The sequence below is a fragment of the Micromonospora sp. C41 genome (assembly GCF_018070485.1).
In the GTDB taxonomy this organism is placed as follows: Bacteria; Actinomycetota; Actinomycetes; order Mycobacteriales; family Micromonosporaceae; genus Micromonospora; species Micromonospora chalcea.
In genome coordinates, this window is the sequence record NZ_JAGPXP010000002.1 from 98,344 (window position 1) to 114,076 (window position 15,733).

At 74.1% G+C, this 15,733-nt stretch carries 18 protein-coding genes; 13 read left to right on the forward strand and 5 right to left on the reverse strand.

Annotation, left to right across the window (positions count from 1 at the left end):
- Nucleotides 1-206: 206 nt before the first annotated feature.
- The gene (locus KBX43_RS02610) at nucleotides 207-437 is read left to right on the forward strand and encodes a hypothetical protein (protein ID WP_247677080.1); all 231 of its coding nucleotides are present in this window, start codon (nucleotides 207-209) and stop codon (nucleotides 435-437) included.
- Here KBX43_RS02610 and KBX43_RS02615 read toward each other — a convergent pair.
- Complete coding sequence (locus tag KBX43_RS02615) at nucleotides 375-1,082, reverse strand: B3/4 domain-containing protein (protein ID WP_069089603.1); 708 nt, start codon at nucleotides 1,080-1,082, stop codon at nucleotides 375-377. The genes KBX43_RS02610 and KBX43_RS02615 overlap by 63 nt on opposite strands.
- A gap of 13 nt (nucleotides 1,083-1,095) precedes the next feature.
- Nucleotides 1,096-1,704: a LysE family translocator gene (locus KBX43_RS02620; protein ID WP_069089604.1), complete on the reverse strand. Its 609-nt coding sequence runs from the start codon at nucleotides 1,702-1,704 to the stop codon at nucleotides 1,096-1,098.
- A gap of 28 nt (nucleotides 1,705-1,732) precedes the next feature.
- Between KBX43_RS02620 and KBX43_RS02625 the strand changes: the two genes are divergently transcribed.
- Complete coding sequence (locus tag KBX43_RS02625) at nucleotides 1,733-3,208, forward strand: PLP-dependent aminotransferase family protein (RefSeq protein WP_210882764.1); 1,476 nt, start codon at nucleotides 1,733-1,735, stop codon at nucleotides 3,206-3,208.
- Here KBX43_RS02625 and KBX43_RS02630 read toward each other — a convergent pair whose 3' ends face one another.
- Nucleotides 3,209-4,192, reverse strand: a complete 984-nt coding sequence (locus KBX43_RS02630; protein WP_210882766.1) for a YafY family protein — start codon at nucleotides 4,190-4,192, stop codon at nucleotides 3,209-3,211.
- A 45-nt stretch (nucleotides 4,193-4,237) separates the two neighbouring features.
- Here KBX43_RS02630 and KBX43_RS02635 point away from each other — a divergent pair, with 45 nt between their 5' ends.
- Both KBX43_RS02635 and KBX43_RS02640 read left to right on the forward strand, forming a co-directional pair.
- Nucleotides 4,238-4,714 (forward strand): hypothetical protein, encoded by a 477-nt coding sequence (locus KBX43_RS02635; RefSeq protein WP_043323916.1) that lies wholly within the window; start codon nucleotides 4,238-4,240, stop codon nucleotides 4,712-4,714.
- Nucleotides 4,714-5,169, forward strand: a complete 456-nt coding sequence (locus KBX43_RS02640; protein ID WP_043323918.1) for a hypothetical protein — start codon at nucleotides 4,714-4,716, stop codon at nucleotides 5,167-5,169. The genes KBX43_RS02635 and KBX43_RS02640 overlap by 1 nt, the downstream gene beginning before the upstream one ends.
- Here KBX43_RS02640 and KBX43_RS02645 read toward each other — a convergent pair.
- On the reverse strand, nucleotides 5,144-5,824 hold the full coding sequence (locus tag KBX43_RS02645) for a TetR/AcrR family transcriptional regulator (protein ID WP_043323920.1): 681 nt from the start codon (nucleotides 5,822-5,824) through the stop codon (nucleotides 5,144-5,146). The genes KBX43_RS02640 and KBX43_RS02645 overlap by 26 nt on opposite strands.
- Nucleotides 5,825-5,940: 116 nt before the next feature.
- Between KBX43_RS02645 and KBX43_RS02650 the strand changes: the two genes are divergently transcribed.
- From KBX43_RS02650 to KBX43_RS02670, 5 genes are all read left to right on the forward strand, one after another.
- Entirely contained in the window at nucleotides 5,941-7,431 is a 1,491-nt protein-coding gene (locus KBX43_RS02650; RefSeq protein ID WP_210882768.1) for an NAD(P)/FAD-dependent oxidoreductase, read from the forward strand.
- Nucleotides 7,424-8,338 carry an SDR family oxidoreductase gene (locus KBX43_RS02655; protein WP_210882776.1) on the forward strand — a complete coding sequence of 305 codons (915 nt, stop codon included), beginning with the start codon at nucleotides 7,424-7,426 and terminating at the stop codon, nucleotides 8,336-8,338. Before KBX43_RS02650 ends, KBX43_RS02655 begins: the two co-directional genes overlap by 8 nt.
- Nucleotides 8,335-9,174: an alpha/beta fold hydrolase gene (locus KBX43_RS02660; RefSeq protein WP_210882784.1), complete on the forward strand. Its 840-nt coding sequence runs from the start codon at nucleotides 8,335-8,337 to the stop codon at nucleotides 9,172-9,174. Before KBX43_RS02655 ends, KBX43_RS02660 begins: the two co-directional genes overlap by 4 nt.
- Nucleotides 9,175-9,247: 73 nt before the next feature.
- The gene (locus KBX43_RS02665; RefSeq protein ID WP_043323924.1) at nucleotides 9,248-9,898 is read left to right on the forward strand and encodes a GntR family transcriptional regulator; all 651 of its coding nucleotides are present in this window, start codon (nucleotides 9,248-9,250) and stop codon (nucleotides 9,896-9,898) included.
- Complete coding sequence (locus KBX43_RS02670; protein ID WP_210882792.1) at nucleotides 9,895-11,175, forward strand: nitrate/nitrite transporter; 1,281 nt, start codon at nucleotides 9,895-9,897, stop codon at nucleotides 11,173-11,175. The genes KBX43_RS02665 and KBX43_RS02670 overlap by 4 nt, the downstream gene beginning before the upstream one ends.
- 38 nt (nucleotides 11,176-11,213) lie before the next feature.
- Here the strand turns inward: KBX43_RS02670 and KBX43_RS02675 are convergent, their stop codons facing one another.
- Nucleotides 11,214-11,627, reverse strand: coding sequence for a hypothetical protein (locus tag KBX43_RS02675; protein WP_030504610.1), 414 nt, complete (start codon nucleotides 11,625-11,627; stop codon nucleotides 11,214-11,216).
- A gap of 139 nt (nucleotides 11,628-11,766) precedes the next feature.
- Between KBX43_RS02675 and KBX43_RS02680 the strand changes: the two genes are divergently transcribed.
- The 4 genes from KBX43_RS02680 to KBX43_RS02695 all read left to right on the forward strand — a co-directional run bounded on the left by KBX43_RS02680 (nucleotide 11,767) and on the right by KBX43_RS02695 (nucleotide 15,716).
- The gene (locus KBX43_RS02680; RefSeq protein WP_043323928.1) at nucleotides 11,767-12,855 is read left to right on the forward strand and encodes an S-(hydroxymethyl)mycothiol dehydrogenase; all 1,089 of its coding nucleotides are present in this window, start codon (nucleotides 11,767-11,769) and stop codon (nucleotides 12,853-12,855) included.
- Nucleotides 12,852-13,481 (forward strand): MBL fold metallo-hydrolase, encoded by a 630-nt coding sequence (locus KBX43_RS02685; protein WP_210882794.1) that lies wholly within the window; start codon nucleotides 12,852-12,854, stop codon nucleotides 13,479-13,481. Before KBX43_RS02680 ends, KBX43_RS02685 begins: the two co-directional genes overlap by 4 nt.
- Nucleotides 13,482-14,096: 615 nt before the next feature.
- Entirely contained in the window at nucleotides 14,097-14,837 is a 741-nt protein-coding gene (locus KBX43_RS02690; RefSeq protein ID WP_176722887.1) for a hypothetical protein, read from the forward strand.
- Nucleotides 14,838-15,164: 327 nt separating this feature from the next.
- Nucleotides 15,165-15,716 (forward strand): hypothetical protein, encoded by a 552-nt coding sequence (locus KBX43_RS02695; protein ID WP_210882796.1) that lies wholly within the window; start codon nucleotides 15,165-15,167, stop codon nucleotides 15,714-15,716.
- The last annotated feature ends 17 nt before the right edge of the window (nucleotides 15,717-15,733 follow it).

Genomic DNA, 15,733 nt, shown 5'->3' on the forward strand with positions numbered 1-15,733 from the left:
CCGGGCACGGTCGCCCCCGGCCGCCGATGCCGGAGTCCGCGCCGGTGACGATCGCGACCCCGGTCGTAGTGCCCGTATCGCTGGGGCATGACCGAGCACTACCCGCGCGCCGCGACCTCAACCGGGCGGACGACCTCGACTCGGCCGCCGGTTTCGTCGGAGGCGGTGGCTAGGGTACGGACGTGATAGCCGATGAGTCCGATGCCGTGACCGTTCGCTTCCTGCGCATGATGAGCGCCGAGCTGCACGCCGAGCGGGCGGGCGACGACTCGCTCGGCCGCACTGTCGAGCTGGCCCGGCAGTGGTGGGGCACCGCCGACGACCGGCTCGCCGACGCCCTGCGCGAGCTGCACAGCGAGCCGTCCGAGCCGGCGTCAGGCGGTCCGGACGGGCACGGCGAACTCCGGGGCCTGCGAGGTGAGCAACGCCGTCCGTGACGGCACGCGCCACTGCTCGGCCAGCGCCGCCGCCAGTTCGTCCAGCATCCGGCGTACGGTCGGCGCCGCCCCGGCGTGCATCGCCTCGATGACCACGAGGACCTCGACGGTGTCGGCACGTACCGCCGAGGCGCCGCTCTGCCGGTGGCACCAGCGCCGGGCGTGCGCCTGCCCGCCCTCGTCGGCGAAGATCACCTCGCCGGGCGCGGGCTGCTCGGACTCCCCACCGAGGCCGAGATACGACTCGGTGCCGTCGGCCGGGCGCACGGTCAGGTCGCCGTCGATCCCGGCCAGGTCGAGCACGGCGACCGGGACCGCGTACCCGACGGAGAGCGCGTTGCCGAGGTCCACCAGCGGGTGCAGCCGGGGCAGGTCGCCGTCGCGGCGCAACCGGCGCAGCAGTGACTCGGCCGCGCAGCGGTAGCGCGTCGGCGGGCAGCCCATCCGGGTGAACGCGCGCCGCCACGCCTGGATCTCCGGGAAGCCGCCCTCCGGTGCGGCGGCGAGCCGGTCCCGGGCGACGCCGAGGTGACCGGCGAGGCGCGGCGTGACGTCGGCGTCGGGCGTGATCCCGGTGGCGTGCAGGACGCCGCAGGTCAGCTCGGGGAAGGACGACCAGATCTCGGGGGAGTGCCGGAAACGCACTGATGAACTCCTTCTAGGCGGTGAACGCGAGGCCGAGGCCCAGGGCGAGGAAGCTGCCGGCCACGGCGTGCCGCAGCAGCGCCCTCAGCCGGGGCCGGGCCAGCACGCGGCGGCGCAACGCGCCGGCGAGCACCGCGTACCCGGCGAACACCAGCAGCGTGACCAGCATGAACACCAGGCCGCAGGCGAGCATGCGGACGGGAGCGGCGGGCGTGCCCGGGGGTACGAACTGCGGCAGGAACGCCACGAAGAACACCGTCACCTTCGGGTTCAGCAGGTTCAGCAACACTCCGTCGCGGAACACCGCCGACGCCGGGCGCGGCGGCCGGTCCGCGTCGACGGTGAACGCGCCCCGGTCGCGCCACGCCGACCAGGCCATCCAGAGCAGGTACGCCACGCCCAGCCAGGTCACCACCCGGAATGCCGGGGTGCCGGCGCGCAGCAGCGCGGCCAGGCCGGTCACCGCGGCGATCACGTGCGGGACGAGGCTGAGCGTGGCACCGGCCGCGGCGGCCAGCCCGGCGCGGCGTCCGGCGGTCACGGCGGTGGCGAGCGTGTGCGTCACCCCGGTGCCCGGAGTGACGGCGACGACGAGTGCCGTCAGCAGGAAGGCGATGGTCACCCGTCCAGCCTCTGGCCATAATGGTCCGGTGGACAGGGCCAAAGCCGTCGTTTCCGACAGGTCCAAATCGGTCGGCGCGGACTTCCTCCAGCTCGATGTGGGCGAGGCCCCGCCCGGCGGCCGCGCGGACTGGCTGGCCGCCCGGCTGCGCTCGGCGATCGCCGACGGCCGCGCGCCAGTAGGTAGCCGCCTGCCACCCAGCCGGGTGCTCGCCGCCGAGCTGGGCGTCTCGCGCGGCGTGGTGACCGAGGCGTACCAGCGGCTGGGCGAGGACGGCCAGGTCGCCGGGCGCGGCCGGGCCGGCACCGTCGTGGTGGCCACCCCGGCCGCCGTGCGCGCCCGGCCACCCGAGCCGAGGAGAGCACCGGAGGTGTTCACCGGCCGGCCCGGCCTCGACGTCTTCGAAGCGCTGCGCGCCGCCCCCGCGAGGGTGGACCTGACGCCCGGCGTACCCGATCTGGCGGCATTTCCCCGCGCGGCCTGGCTGCGGGCCGAGCGGGCCGTGCTGCACCGGGCCACGCCCGCCGCGCTCGGCTACGGCGACCCGACCGGCACGCCCGCGCTGCGGCGGGCCGTCGCGAACTGGCTGGCCCGCAACCGGGGCATCCGCGCCGACCCGGCCGAGGTGGTGGTCGTGGCCGGGGTGTCCCAGGCGCTCGGCCTGCTCGCGCGGGTGCTGCACGAGCGGGGTACGCGCACCGTCGCGGTGGAGGACCCCGGCTCGCTCGGCGTGCGGCAGCACCTCACGTACGCCGGGATGGCGACGCCGCCGGTGCCGGTGGACGACAGGGGCCTGCGCGTCGACGAGCTGGAGCGGTCCGGCGCGCCGGCCGTGCTGCTCACCCCGGCGCACCAGTTCCCGACCGGGGTGGTGCTCGACGGTGAGCGGCGTCGCCGGCTGCTGAGGTGGGCGCGCGACGGCGGCCTGGTGCTGGAGGACGACTACGACGCCGAGCACCGCTACGACCGCCCGCCCGTGCCGGCGCTGCGCGGCATGGCCCCCGACCGGGTCTGCTACACCGGCAGCATCTCCAAGCTGCTCGCCCCGGCCCTGCGGATCGGGTGGACGCTGGTGCCGCCGTCGCTGCACGCCGACGTGGTGGACGCGAAGCGGACGGCGGATCTGGGCAACGCGGCGCTGCCGCAGCTCGTGCTGGCCGAGCTGATGGAGTCGGGAGCGCTGGAGCGGCACCTGCGGCTGCTGCGCCACCGGCACGTACGCCGCCGCGACGCGATGATCCGGGCGGTCCGCGCGTACCTGCCGGGGGCGGTGGTGCACGGCGCCGCCGCCGGGCTGCACCTGACGGTCACGCTGCCCGGCGACGTGGACGACCTGGCGCTCGCGGCGGCGGCGCTGCGCCGGGGCGTCAAGGTCCACCCGCTGTCCTGGCACGGCCAGCGTCCGCAGCCGCCGGGCCTGGTCCTCGGGTACGCGGCCACCCCGCCGTCGGAGATCGACCGCGCCCTGTCCACGGTGGCCGATGCCCTCCACGCCCTTCCTTGATCAACGAGGGAGAGGTGGGGGGTAGAGGGCGGCCAGGGCGGTGGCGGTTTCGGCCAGACGGGCGCGCAGCGTCGCCGGGGACAGGACCTCCACGTCGGCGCCGAGCCGCAGCAGGTCGCCGTGGGCGTGGGTGAGCGACTCGATCGGGATGACCGCGCGCACCCAGCCGCTGTCGTCGGGCGGGCCGGCGCTCGCCTCGGCGGCGGCGACCACCACGTCGCTGCCGATCTCGCGCAGCCGGGCGAACCCGCGCGGCGACAGCCGGATGTGCGCCTCGTCGCGGTGCAGCCCGGCCCGGAACTCCACCACGTGGGCGCGCCACCAGGCCGGCAGGTCGAACTCAGGCCGCTCGAACGTCTCGTCCAGCGGGGCCAGGTCGAGGATCTGGTTGACCCGGTAGGTGGCCGGTCCGGCGCGGTCCGGGCGGGCGGCCACGAGATACCAGCGCCCGCCCTTGAGCACCAGCCCGTACGGTTCGAGCACCCGGGTTGTCTCGCCGCGCCAGCCCCGGTAGCGCACCCGGATCCGGTGCTCCCGCCACACCGCCTCGGCCGCCTCGGCGAGGTATGGCGACGGGTCGCCGTCGGAGTACCAGCCCGGCGTGTCCAGGTGGAACCGCTGTTCCAGCCGGGCGGCCCGGTCGGCCAGCGGCGCTGGTAGCGCGGCCCGCAGCTTGAGCTGTACGGCGGCGACGACCGACTGGTAGCCCAGTTCGGCGGCCGGTCCGGGCAGCCCGGCGAAGAGCAGCCGGTCGACCTCCTCGGCGGTCAGCCCGGTCAGCCGGGTCCGCCAGCCCTCCACGAGCCGGTAGCCGCCGTCGTGTCCGGCCTCGCCGTACAGCGGGATGCCGGCGGTGTGCAGCGCCTCGACGTCCCGGTAGATGGTGCGTACCGAGACCTGGAGGCGGGTGGCCAGGTCGGCGGCGGTGAGCCGGCCGTGCGCCTGCAGGAGCAGCAGGATGGACAGGAGTCGACTCGCACGCATTCCGCTGACACTAGCTGTCAGGGGACCGCCCCTACCGTCCCGATCATGGCTTTCCACGACAAGGAGCTGACGGTGCCGGGGACGATCGAGGTCGCCGGCCGGCACGTCAAGCGCTACCACATCGACCAGCCGGACCGCCGCCTCGAACCACGTGTGGTCGAGGCCGCGTACGCGTACCTTCCCAAGCTGCTGCCCGGTCCCGACGGCGGCACCCCGCCGGCGAGCTGGGTGGTGCTGCACCGGGGCGCGGACAGCGGCGCGTACCTGCTGGCGTACACCTGGTTCTTCGACAACGTGGTCGAGTGCCGCATCGCGATCGCCGGACAGTCCGCCCTCGACTGCCCGGACGACGATCCGGCGCGCTTCGTGGACCTGGAGCGTCCCGGGGTGGGCTGCGTCTGGGAGCTGGGTGTGCTGGAGCACGAGCGCGCCGCCTGGATCCGGCACGTGCTCGCGCCGGACGAGCCGGACCTGGCCGGCTACCTGGCCGACGCCCGGCCCGAGGGGCCGGTGGGGTTCTGATGGGCGACTTCGACTTCCTCGTCGGCACCTGGGACGTGACCAACCGGCGTCTGCGGCAGCGGCACGTCGGCTGCGACGACTGGGACGAGTTCACCGGGGTCAGCGAGGCCCGCTCGTTCTTCGACGGCGCGGGCAGCTTCGACGAGATGCGCTGCCCCAGCCGGGGCTTCTCCGGCTCCAGCGTGCGCGTCCTGAACCCGGCGACCGGGCTGTGGTCGATCTACTGGATGCACAGCGCGCGGGGCGTGCTGGAGCAGCCGCCGGTGGTGGGCCGGTTCACCGGCGGTGTCGGTGAGTTCCACGCCGACGACACCGACGAGGGCCGCCCGGTGCGCTGCCGGTTCCTCTGGTCGGCGATCACCCCGGTCTCCTGCCGCTGGGAGCAGGCGTTCTCCACCGACGGCGGGCACGCCTGGGAGACCAACTGGGTCATGGAGTTCCGGCGGACGGCATGACCGGCGGGGTGGTGGTCCGGTAGATCGCGGTCAGCCAGACGTCGAGCAGCACGTCGACCACGTCCCGCTCGGCCACCGCCGGGCCGTCCCCGGCGAACGTGGCGTACCAGACCCGTTCGTTCATCGAGTTCAGCGCGATCGAGAGGTCCCGGGCGGGCAGCCCGTCCGGGGCCGCGCCGCGTGCGCGTTCGGTCTCGATCGCGGCCTGCACCGCGCGGACCCAGCGTTCCAGCACCTCGGCCCAGAGCCGCCGCACCTCGGCGTTGGTGCCGCGTACCTGGGCGCAGGCCAGCACCACGTCCCGGTGCCCGCCGAACGTGGCGTGGAACCGGGCGATCAGCTCCCGCCAGTGGGCGCGCGGGTCCTCGGCGAGCCGGTCGAACACGCCGCCGGCCGCCGCGTCGGCCTCCTCGGTGACCCGGTCCAGCAGCGTGAGCAGCACCGCGTCCTTGGACGGGAAGTAGAAGTAGAACGTGGGACGGGAGATGCCCGCGCCGCGCGCCAGGTCGTCGATGGAGATGTCGCCGAACGCGCGCTGCCGCAGCAGCCGCTCGGCGGTTGCCAGGATCGCGGTCTCCCGCTCGTCGCCGGTGGAGCGGCCGGTCCGCCGCCCGCGGCTGGGCGCGGCGCCGGCCGGCGTACGGGCGGTGGTCATGTCGGCTGATGTTACACCCGCTCAACACCCTGTCGATTAAGCTCGACACGGTGTTGACTGCGCTCGACGGCGATGGATAGTGTCCGGTCCACCGCCGGTGCGAACGGGAGAAACCGATGGCCGCAGACCACGTCGACGTCCTCATCGTCGGGGCCGGCCTGTCCGGCATCGGCGCCGCCGTCCACCTCGGACGCGAGTGCCCCGGCAAGACCTACGCGGTGCTGGAGGCCCGGGGCGCCATCGGCGGCACCTGGGACCTGTTCCGCTACCCGGGCATCCGCTCCGACTCCGACATGTACACCCTCGGCTACTCGTTCAAGCCGTGGACCGACCCGAAGGCCATCGCCGACGGCGACTCCATCCGGGCGTACGTGCGCCAGACCGCCCGCGAGTACGACGTCGAGCAGCACATCCGCTTCCACCACCGGGCCGTGCGCGCGGAATGGGACAGCGCCACCGCCCGCTGGACGGTCCACGCCCGCCGCGACGACACCGGCGAGGACGTCACCATCACCTGCGGGTTCCTGTTCACCAACTCCGGCTACTACCGCTACGACTCCGGCTACACGCCGCGTTTCCCCGGCGTCGAGCGGTACGCCGGCACGCTCGTGCACCCGCAGCACTGGCCCGACGACCTGGACTACACCGGCAAGCGGGTCGTGGTGATCGGCAGCGGCGCCACAGCCGTCACCCTCGTGCCGGCGATGGCCGAGCGGGCCGCCCACGTCACCATGCTCCAGCGCTCACCCACGTACGTGATCGCGCTGCCCTCGCGCGACCCGTTCGCCGACGCCGCGCGGCGCTGGCTGCCCCCGAAGGCCGCGTACACGGTGGCGCGGTGGAAGAACGTCGCGCTCGGTGTGGCAAACTTCCAGCTCAGCCGGCGTGCCCCCGGCGTGGTGAAGCGGTTCCTGCGCCGGGCCGCGAAGGGCCGGCTGCCCGCCGGGTACGACGTCGAGCGGCACTTCTCGCCCCGGTACGACCCGTGGGACCAGCGCCTGTGCGTGGTGCCGGACGGCGACCTGTTCACCGTGCTGCGCGAGGGACGCGCGTCGGTGGTCACCGACACCATCGACACGTTCACCGAGCACGGGCTCCGGCTCGCCTCCGGCGAGGAGCTGCCCGCCGACATCGTGGTCACCGCCACCGGCCTGAACCTGCTCGCGCTCGGCGGCATGACCCTGGCGGTCGACGGCGCCGACGTCGACCTCGCCTCGACGGTGGCCTACAAGGGCATGATGCTGTCCGGCGTGCCGAACTTCGCCATGACGATCGGCTACACGAACGCCTCGTGGACGCTCAAGGCCGACCTCGTCGCCACCTACGTCTGCCGGCTGCTGCGCCACCTCGACGAGACCGGCCAGCAGATCGTCACACCGCTCGCCCCGGACACCGACGACCTGGCGCCGATCATCGACCTGCAGTCCGGCTACGTGCTGCGCGCCGTCGACCAGCTGCCCAAGCAGGGGCCGCGCGCGCCGTGGCGGCTGCACCAGAACTACCCCCGCGACGTACGCCTGATGCGGCACGGCCCGCTCACCGACGGCGTACGCTTCGCCCGCGCCGGTGTGCCCGCCGCCGCCACCTCGGGAGGAACCGATGCGTGACCTCGTCTTTCCCGGCGGCACCGCGGTGCTCACCGGCGCGGCGAGCGGCATCGGCGCGGCGCTGGCCCACGGCCTGGCCCGGCGCGGCGCCGACCTGGTCCTGCTCGACCGCGACGCCGACGGCCTGACCTCGGTCGCCGCCGCGATCTCGGCGGCGCACCCGGACCTCCGGGTCGAGACGCACGTGGTCGACCTCGCCGACGCCGAGGCCACCGAGCGGATCGCCGCCGAGATCCACCGCGCGCATCCCCGCATCCGGCTGCTGATCAACAACGCCGGGGTGGCGCTGGGCGGGCGTTTCGACCAGGTCACAGTGGAGGAGTTCCTCTGGGTCGTCGAGATCAACTTCCGGGCGGTGGTGCGCCTGACCCACGCGCTGCTGCCCGCGCTCAAGGCCGAACCCGGCGCGCACCTGGTCAACGTCTCCAGCCTGTTCGGCATCATCGCGCCCGCCGGGCAGGCCGCGTACGCGGCGAGCAAGTTCGCCGTCCGTGGCTTCACCGAGGCGCTGCGGCACGAACTCGTCGACGACGGCGTCGGCGTCACGTCGGTGCACCCGGGCGGCATCCGCACCCGGATCGCCGCCAGCGCCCGGGTCGGCAGCGGCGTTGACCGGGCTGAGTACGAGACCGGGCTCAGGCAGTTCGAGAAGCTGCTCACCATCGACCCGGCGAAGGCCGCCGAGGCGATCCTGCGCGGCGCGAAGCGGCGTCGCGGCCGGGTGCTGATCGGCTGGTCGGCGAAGCTGCCCGACCTGCTGGCCCGGGTGGCCCCCGCCGGGTACGGCCGGGTGCTCGCCCTGGGCATGCGCCCGTCCCGCCCGGCGGCGGCCGTCGCCGGGGCGCCGGCGCCGCGGGCCGAGACGCCCGGCGAGGAGGCCGCGCGGGAACCCGGACGCACGGCGTGACGGTGGCCCTCCCGCCGGCCGACGAGCGCACCGTCGACGGCCGGCGCGTGCGCTGCCGGATCAGCGGCGACGGGCCGCCCGTGGTGCTACTGCACGGCATCGGCCGTACCCTCGACGACTTCACCGCCCTGCACGCCGCGCTGGCCCGCGACCACCTGGTGCTCGCGGTGGACCTGCCCGGGCACGGCGGTTCCGCGCCGCTGGACGGGCCGCACACGCTGCCCGCCCTGGCCGGCGCGGTCGCCGGGTTCCTCGACGTGGCCGGGGTGACCGGCCCGGCGCACCTGGTCGGCAGCTCCCTCGGCGGGGCGGTGGCGATGCGCCTAGCGGTCGACGCGCCGCAGCGGGCGGCCAGCCTGGCGCTGCTCAACAGCGCCGGCTTCGGCCGGGAGGTGACGGTGGCGCTGCGGCTGCTCGCGATCCGCCCCCTGGCGCCGCTGCTGCTGCGCCCGCATCCGGGGATCGCCCGCCGCAGCGAGCGGGCCATCTTCTTCGACCCGGCGTACGTCACCGAGGAGCGGATCGCCACCGCGCTCGCCGTCGCCGGGCAGCCGCACGCCGCCCGGGTGATGTTGGAGCTGGTCCGCGACCTGGGCACCTGGCGCGGGGTGAAGCCGCGGTGGCGCGCCGAACTGCTCGACGCGGTGGCCGCGCTCGACCTGCCCACGCTGCTCGTCTGGGGCGACCGTGACCTGATCCTGCCCGCCACGCACCTGGCGTACGCCGGCAGCCGGCTGCCGCACGCGCGCCGCCATCTGTTCCGCGACACCGGGCACATGCCGCAGATCGAGCGGACCGCCGAGGTGGAGGCGCTGCTGCGGGAGTTGTGGGCCTGACCCGCGGTGGCCTGCGCCACTGCCCGGACCCGCGCCGGATCGGCGCGACCAGCCGCGGAGCAAGCTTAGATACATGACGCATCCCAGTCGGACCGCGCCGTCCGCCGCCGAGCGGGCGTACCGGCACCTCAAGCAGGCCATCCTGGAACAGGTCTACCCGGGCGGCCAGCTCGTGAGCGAGGGCGAGATCGCCGACGCGACCGGCGTGTCCCGCACTCCGGTCCGGGAGGCGCTGCTGCGGCTGGAGACCGAGGGTCTGGTCAAGCTCTACCCGAAGCGCGGCGCGCTGATCCGGCCGGTGTCGGCCCGGGAGATCGCCGACGTCATCGAGGCCCGCCGGCTGGTCGAGCTGCACGCCGCCGAGCGGGTCTGGGACCGCCGCGCCGAGTTGCGCGCAGACCTGGCCCGCCGGCTGGAGGAGATGCGACGCGCGCACGCCGCCGGTGACATCAGCGCGCTGATGGGCGCCGACCGCTCGTTCCACGCCGCCGTGGTCGAGGCGGCCGGCAACGAGATCCTGGCCGAGCTGTACCACCGCCTGCGCGACCGGCAGCTGCGCATGGGCGAGGCGAGCTTCCGGCTCTCACCCGGCTGGGCCGAGGTCGCCCTGGCCGAGCACGCCGGCCAGCTCGCCGCGCTCGACGGCGACGACCCGCAGGCGTGGCGCGACGCGGTCGCCGGGCACATCGACACCGCCGCGCGGATGCTCGGGACGCTGCGGTGAGCGTGTCCCGCCGGCCCGCGGCCCTGGTGTACGCGGTGGCGCTGACCGCGTACCTGACCGCCGTGTTCCACCGCAGCTCACTCGGCGTCACCGGGGTCGACGCGGCGGATCGGTTCCACATCAACGCCTCCGCGCTCGCCACGTTCTCCGTGGCCCAGCTCGCCGTCTACGCCGCCATGCAGGTCCCGGTCGGGGTGCTGCTGGACCGCTACGGCTCGCGCCGGCTGCTGCTGGCCGGCGGCGCGCTGATGGTGGCCGGGCAGATCGTCTTCGCGGTCGCCACCGACGTGCCGGCCGCCGTCGCCGCGCGGGTGCTGGTCGGCCTCGGTGACGCCATGACCTTCATCAGCGTGCTGCGCATCGTCGCGTTCTGGTTCCCCGGCCGCCGCAACCCGCTGCTGGTGCAGCTCACCGGCACCGTCGGCCAGCTCGGCGCGGTGCTCGGCGCCGTACCCCTGGTGCTGCTGCTGCACCGCGCGGGCTGGACCCCGGCGTTCCTGACCGCCGCGGCGCTCGGCGCGACGGTGGTGCTGATGATCCTCGTCGCGGTACGCGACACCCCGCACGCCGAGCACGCCACCGCGCTCGCGCCCGACCTGGCGACCGTGCGCCGCCAGCTCGCCGAGGCGTGGGCCGAGCCGGGCACCCGGCTGGGCCTGTGGACGCACTTCGTCACGCAGTTCTCCGGCTCGGTGTTCGCGCTGCTGTGGGGGTACCCGTTCCTGGTGCAGGGCCAGGGCTTCTCGCCCACGGCGGCGGCCGGGCTGCTCACCCTGATGACGATGGTGACGCTCGTGTGCGGGCCGGTGCTCGCGCATCTGTGCGCCCGCTTCCCGTTCCACCGCTCGGTGTTGGTCTTCGCCATCACCGCCGGCACCGCCGGCATATGGGCGGTGGTGCTGGCGTGGCCGGGCCGGGCGCCGCACGCGCTGCTGGTGGCGCTCGTGGTGGTGCTCGCGGTCAACGGTCCCGGTTCGATGATCGGATTCGACTACGCCCGCTCGTTCAACCCGGTGCACCGCATCGGCAGCGCCACCGGCATCGTCAACGTCGGCGGTTTCGCCGCCTCGATCGTGCTGATCCTGGCCGTCGGCCTGGTGCTCGACCTGGCCACCCCGGCCGGGCACGACGCGCCGCCGCTGTCCGCGTTCCGCTGGGCGTTCGCCGTGCAGTTCCTGCTCTGGGCGCTCGGCGCGGCGCAGGTGCTGCGCTACCGCAACGCCGCCCGCCGGATCGCCGCCGACCGGGCCGCCGCGACGGCCGCGGCCCCCGTCTGAGTACGCGGCCGGCCCGGAGCGGCTTCGGCGCGGGCGGCTCAGCGCCGGTGTCGCACCAGCGAGTCGAGCATCAGCGTCAGCCCGGCGCCGACCAGCCACACGTCCTTGGCCAGCCCGATGCCCTCCTGGCTCGGCCGCAGGCTGCTGCCCTCCCGCATGCCGGGCGTCTTCAGGTAGAGCTGCACCAGCCCCGCGCCGAACGCGGTGAGCGCGGCCCCGGCCAGCAACGACGGCACGAACGGGGCGAGCAGCGCCGCGCCGAGCGCCGTCTCGCCCCGGGACAGCAGCACGGCGAACCGGTCCGGCGGGATCTGCCGCAGCTGCGGCATCGCGCCGGCCGCCATGCCGTGCATGCCCGCGGCAGCCTCACCCTCCAGGCCCCGCTTGCCCAGCCCGGAGTTCAAGATGTACGCGCCGATGGCGACCCGCAGCGGCGCATGCGACAGCCTCATGATCACTCCCGTCCCACCTGGTAGAACCGGCACACCGGGTACCCGGTCATGACCAGGACAATCCGGCGGGCTTCATTGGTTCGCGGGTCATGATCAGCGGTAGGTTCGGGGTGCAGAAGCACGCAACAAGGGAGGCACTGTGAGCCAGGAAGTCCGGGGAGTCGTGTCGCGGCGCAAGGGCGCGCCCGTGGAGGTCACCACCATCGTGGTGCCCGACCCGGGACCGGGCGAGGCGGTGGTCCGCATCCAGTCGTGCGGCGTCTGCCACACCGACCTGCACTACCGTGAGGGCGGCATCAACGACGACTACCCGTTCCTGCTGGGCCACGAGGCCGCCGGCATCGTCGAGCAGGTCGGCGACGGCGTCACCGACGTGGCACCCGGCGACTTCGTGGTGCTGAACTGGCGCGCGGTCTGCGGGCAGTGCCGGGCCTGCCGCCGCGGCCGCCCGTGGTACTGCTTCGCCACCCACAACGCGACGCAGAAGATGACGCTCACCGACGGCACCGAGCTGACCCCCGCGCTCGGCATCGGCGCGTTCGCCGAGAAGACGCTCGTGCACGCCGGGCAGTGCACCAAGGTCGACCCGTCGGCCCGGCCGGCGGCCGTCGGCCTGCTCGGCTGCGGCGTGATGGCCGGCCTCGGCGCGGCCATGAACACCGGCAACGTGACCCGGGGCGACTCGGTCGCGGTGATCGGCTGCGGCGGCGTCGGCGACGCGGCGGTGGCCGGCGCGGCCCTGGCCGGCGCGACCACGATCATCGCGGTGGACACCGACTCCCGCAAGCTCGACTGGGCGCGCAAGTTCGGCGCCACCCACACCGTCAACGCCTCCGAGGACGACGCGGTGGAAGCCATTCGCGCCGCCACCGGCGGCTTCGGCGCCGACGTGGTGATCGACGCGGTCGGCCGCCCGGAGACCTGGAAGCAGGCGTTCTACGCCCGTGACCTGGCCGGCACGGTCGTGCTGGTCGGCGTGCCGACGCCGGAGATGACTGTCGACCTGCCGCTGCTGGACGTGTTCGGTCGCGGCGGCGCGCTCAAGTCCAGCTGGTACGGCGACTGCCTGCCCAGCCGCGACTTCCCGATGCTGACCGAGCTGTACCGGCAGGGCCGGCTGGACCTGGACGCGTTCGTCACCGAGGAGATCGCCCTCGACCAGGTCGAGGAGGCGTTCAGCCGGATGCACCACGGCGACGTGCTGCGCTCGGTGGTGGTCTTCCCGTGACCGCCCGCGTCGACCACGCCGTCACGTCCGGCACGTTCTCCCTGGACGGCCAGACGTTCGACGTCGACAACAACGTCTGGGTGATCGGTGACGACGCCGAGTGCCTCGTCCTCGACGCGCCGCACGACGTCGCGGCCATCCGCCAGGTGATCGGCGACCGGCGGGTGGTGGCGATCGTGGCCACGCACGCCCATGACGACCACGTCCGGGTCGCGCCCGAGCTGGCCCGGGCCACCGGCGCGCCGGTGCTGCTGCACCCGGCCGACCGGGTGCTGTGGGACATGGTGCACCCGGGCACCGCCCCGGACGGCGAGCTGACCGACGGGCAGACCATCACCGTCGGCGGGACCACGCTGCGGGTGCTGCACACCCCCGGCCACAGCCCCGGCGCGTGCAGCCTGTACGCGCCCGACCTGGGCGCGGTCTTCACCGGCGACACCCTGTTCTCCGGGGGACCGGGCGCCACCGGCCGGTCGTACAGCGACTTCGGCACCATCGTCGAGTCGATCCGTACCCGTCTGCTCACGCTGCCGCTGGAGACGGTGGTGCACACCGGGCACGGCGACGACACCACGATCGGGGCCGAGGCGCCGCACCTGGACGAGTGGATCGCCCGGGGCCACTGAGGACCACACACCCGCGCGGGTCCGGCCGGAGCAGTCCGGTCCGGGCCCGCGTGCGGCGTCTTCCGGCCCGTCCGCGCCCGGGCACCGCCGGATGTCCGTCCGCTTCGGACGGATCCGGAAAACCGTGTGGGCGTCCCGGAGGGGATCGCCGCGTGGCGCTGCGCTTCCACCCGGCTTCGTGCTGCCGGTGGACGCCGAGTTACGCGGGCCTGACATCCCGCCGCTCGAGTGCACGCCGGGTTCGCCCGCCCGGGGACAGCAGCTGCACGCCGAGGTGATCGGCCGCGCCGCCGCGTCCGTCGGTGGTACGTGACGGACCGGGGACCGGCCGCGGTGACGCTGCAGCACCTCAAGCAGCTCCGGCACGCGCTGGTCCGGTGCGGCGTCTCGCCCTGATCGTCCCGTTCCTCGCCCTTACCCAGGATGCGGACCGGGTGCCCGGAATCGCGGGTGACCTGGACCGCAGCCTCGGCGCTGCCCGGCATTTCCGGAATGACCGACACTGCGGGCTCGTTGTGTCCCCCATACCGTCGGAACCCAAACACCTACCCGGCGGTAGTCCCCCGAGGGGCGCTCATCCCGGAGCGCGTCGTAACGATCGAAAGGGCAACCATCGTGAAGCAGCACTTCACTCGATGGCTCCCCGCCATCGCGAAGACCGCCGTGGCGAAGACCGCCGTCGCGAAGACCGTCGCCGTCGCCAAGAACCGCCGCGCCGTGCTGAGCGTGGCGGGCGTGGCCGTCCTGGGCGGGCTGGCCGTCGGCCCCACCGCCGTGGCCGCGCCCGTGACCAGTGGCCCGCACGCCGGCGCCAAGGCCGCCATCGACCTGGCCACCGGCAAGCAGACCTCGACCGAGGCGGTCAAGCCCGGCCAGACCACCGGCCTGGACAAGCTGCCGACCAGGGCCGACCGGCCGGCCAAGGAGAAGCTCGTGCCGCACGGCGTCGAGGGCGCGCAGTCGCGCATCCCGCTCGACGACGCGCAGCTCGCCAACGCCAAGGCCATCGTCGAGGCGGCCAAGGAGACCGGCGTGGGGGAGCGGGGCGCCGTGATCGGCGTCGCCACCTCGCTGCAGGAGTCGAAGCTGTACAACCTGGGTCACCTCGGCGCGTACAACGACCACGACTCCGAGGGCCTGTTCCAGCAGCGCCCGTCGTCCGGTTGGGGCACGTCCGAGCAGATCACCGACCCGGAGTACTCCAGCAAGGCGTTCTTCAACGCGCTGAAGAACGTCGGCGGCTGGCACGAGCTGCCGCTGACCACCGCCGCGCAGACGGTCCAGGTGTCCGCCTACCCGTACGCGTACGCGCAGTGGGAGGAGCAGGCGGCGGACATCGTCCAGCAGGTCTGGTGACCCACCCGTAGCGAACGGCCGGCCCTCCGGGGTCGGCCGTTCTCGCCGATCTTGGAATTGTGGTGCCTCGCATACCTCGGATACCGGACATCCTGGGCGCCACAACTCCAAGATCGGCGGGGCGGGGTGGGGGCGGGGCGGGGGGCGTTGTAAGCCGGTGCGCGACCGGGGTGGCGCCGGCGAGCGCCCCCGGGGAACAAGCCCGGGGCGTCGGTCGTTGCAGATGCACCCGGCACGCCCCGCGCTGCCGGATCCCCCCGAGAACTTCGAGCGCCTGACGGTGCCCACGCATCCCCCCGATGCGTCGACCCCCGAACGGAGCCCACCATGAACACGATCCTGCGCAAGAGCATCCTCGGTATCGCCGGTCTCGCCTTCACCGGTGGCGTGTTCGCCGGTCCGGTCGCCGCCCACGCGGCGGAGACCGCCACGCCGGCCGCGGCAGCGGTTCAGGGCGTCAGCCCGCAGGGCGAGCAGTCGCACGTGGACCTGAACGACGAGCAGATCGCCAACGCCAAGGCCATCATCGCGGCCACCAAGAAGGCGGGCCTGCCCGAGCGGGCCGCGGTCGTCTCGATCGCCACCGCGCTGCAGGAGTCGAAGCTGGAGAACCTGGGTCACCTGGGTGACCGCAACGACCACGACTCGCTGGGCCTGTTCCAGCAGCGGCCGTCCAGCGGCTGGGGTACGCCGGAGCAGATCACCGACCCCGAGTACTCGACGCTGGCGTTCCTCAAGGGCCTCAAGCAGGTCGACGGCTGGCAGGACATGCCGCTGACCGAGGCCGCGCAGACCGTGCAGGTCAGCGCCTACCCCGACGCGTACGCGCAGTGGGAGAAGCAGGCCGCCGAGATCGTCGCCGAGCACTGGCACAAGTAAGACCCGACGAAAGGCCG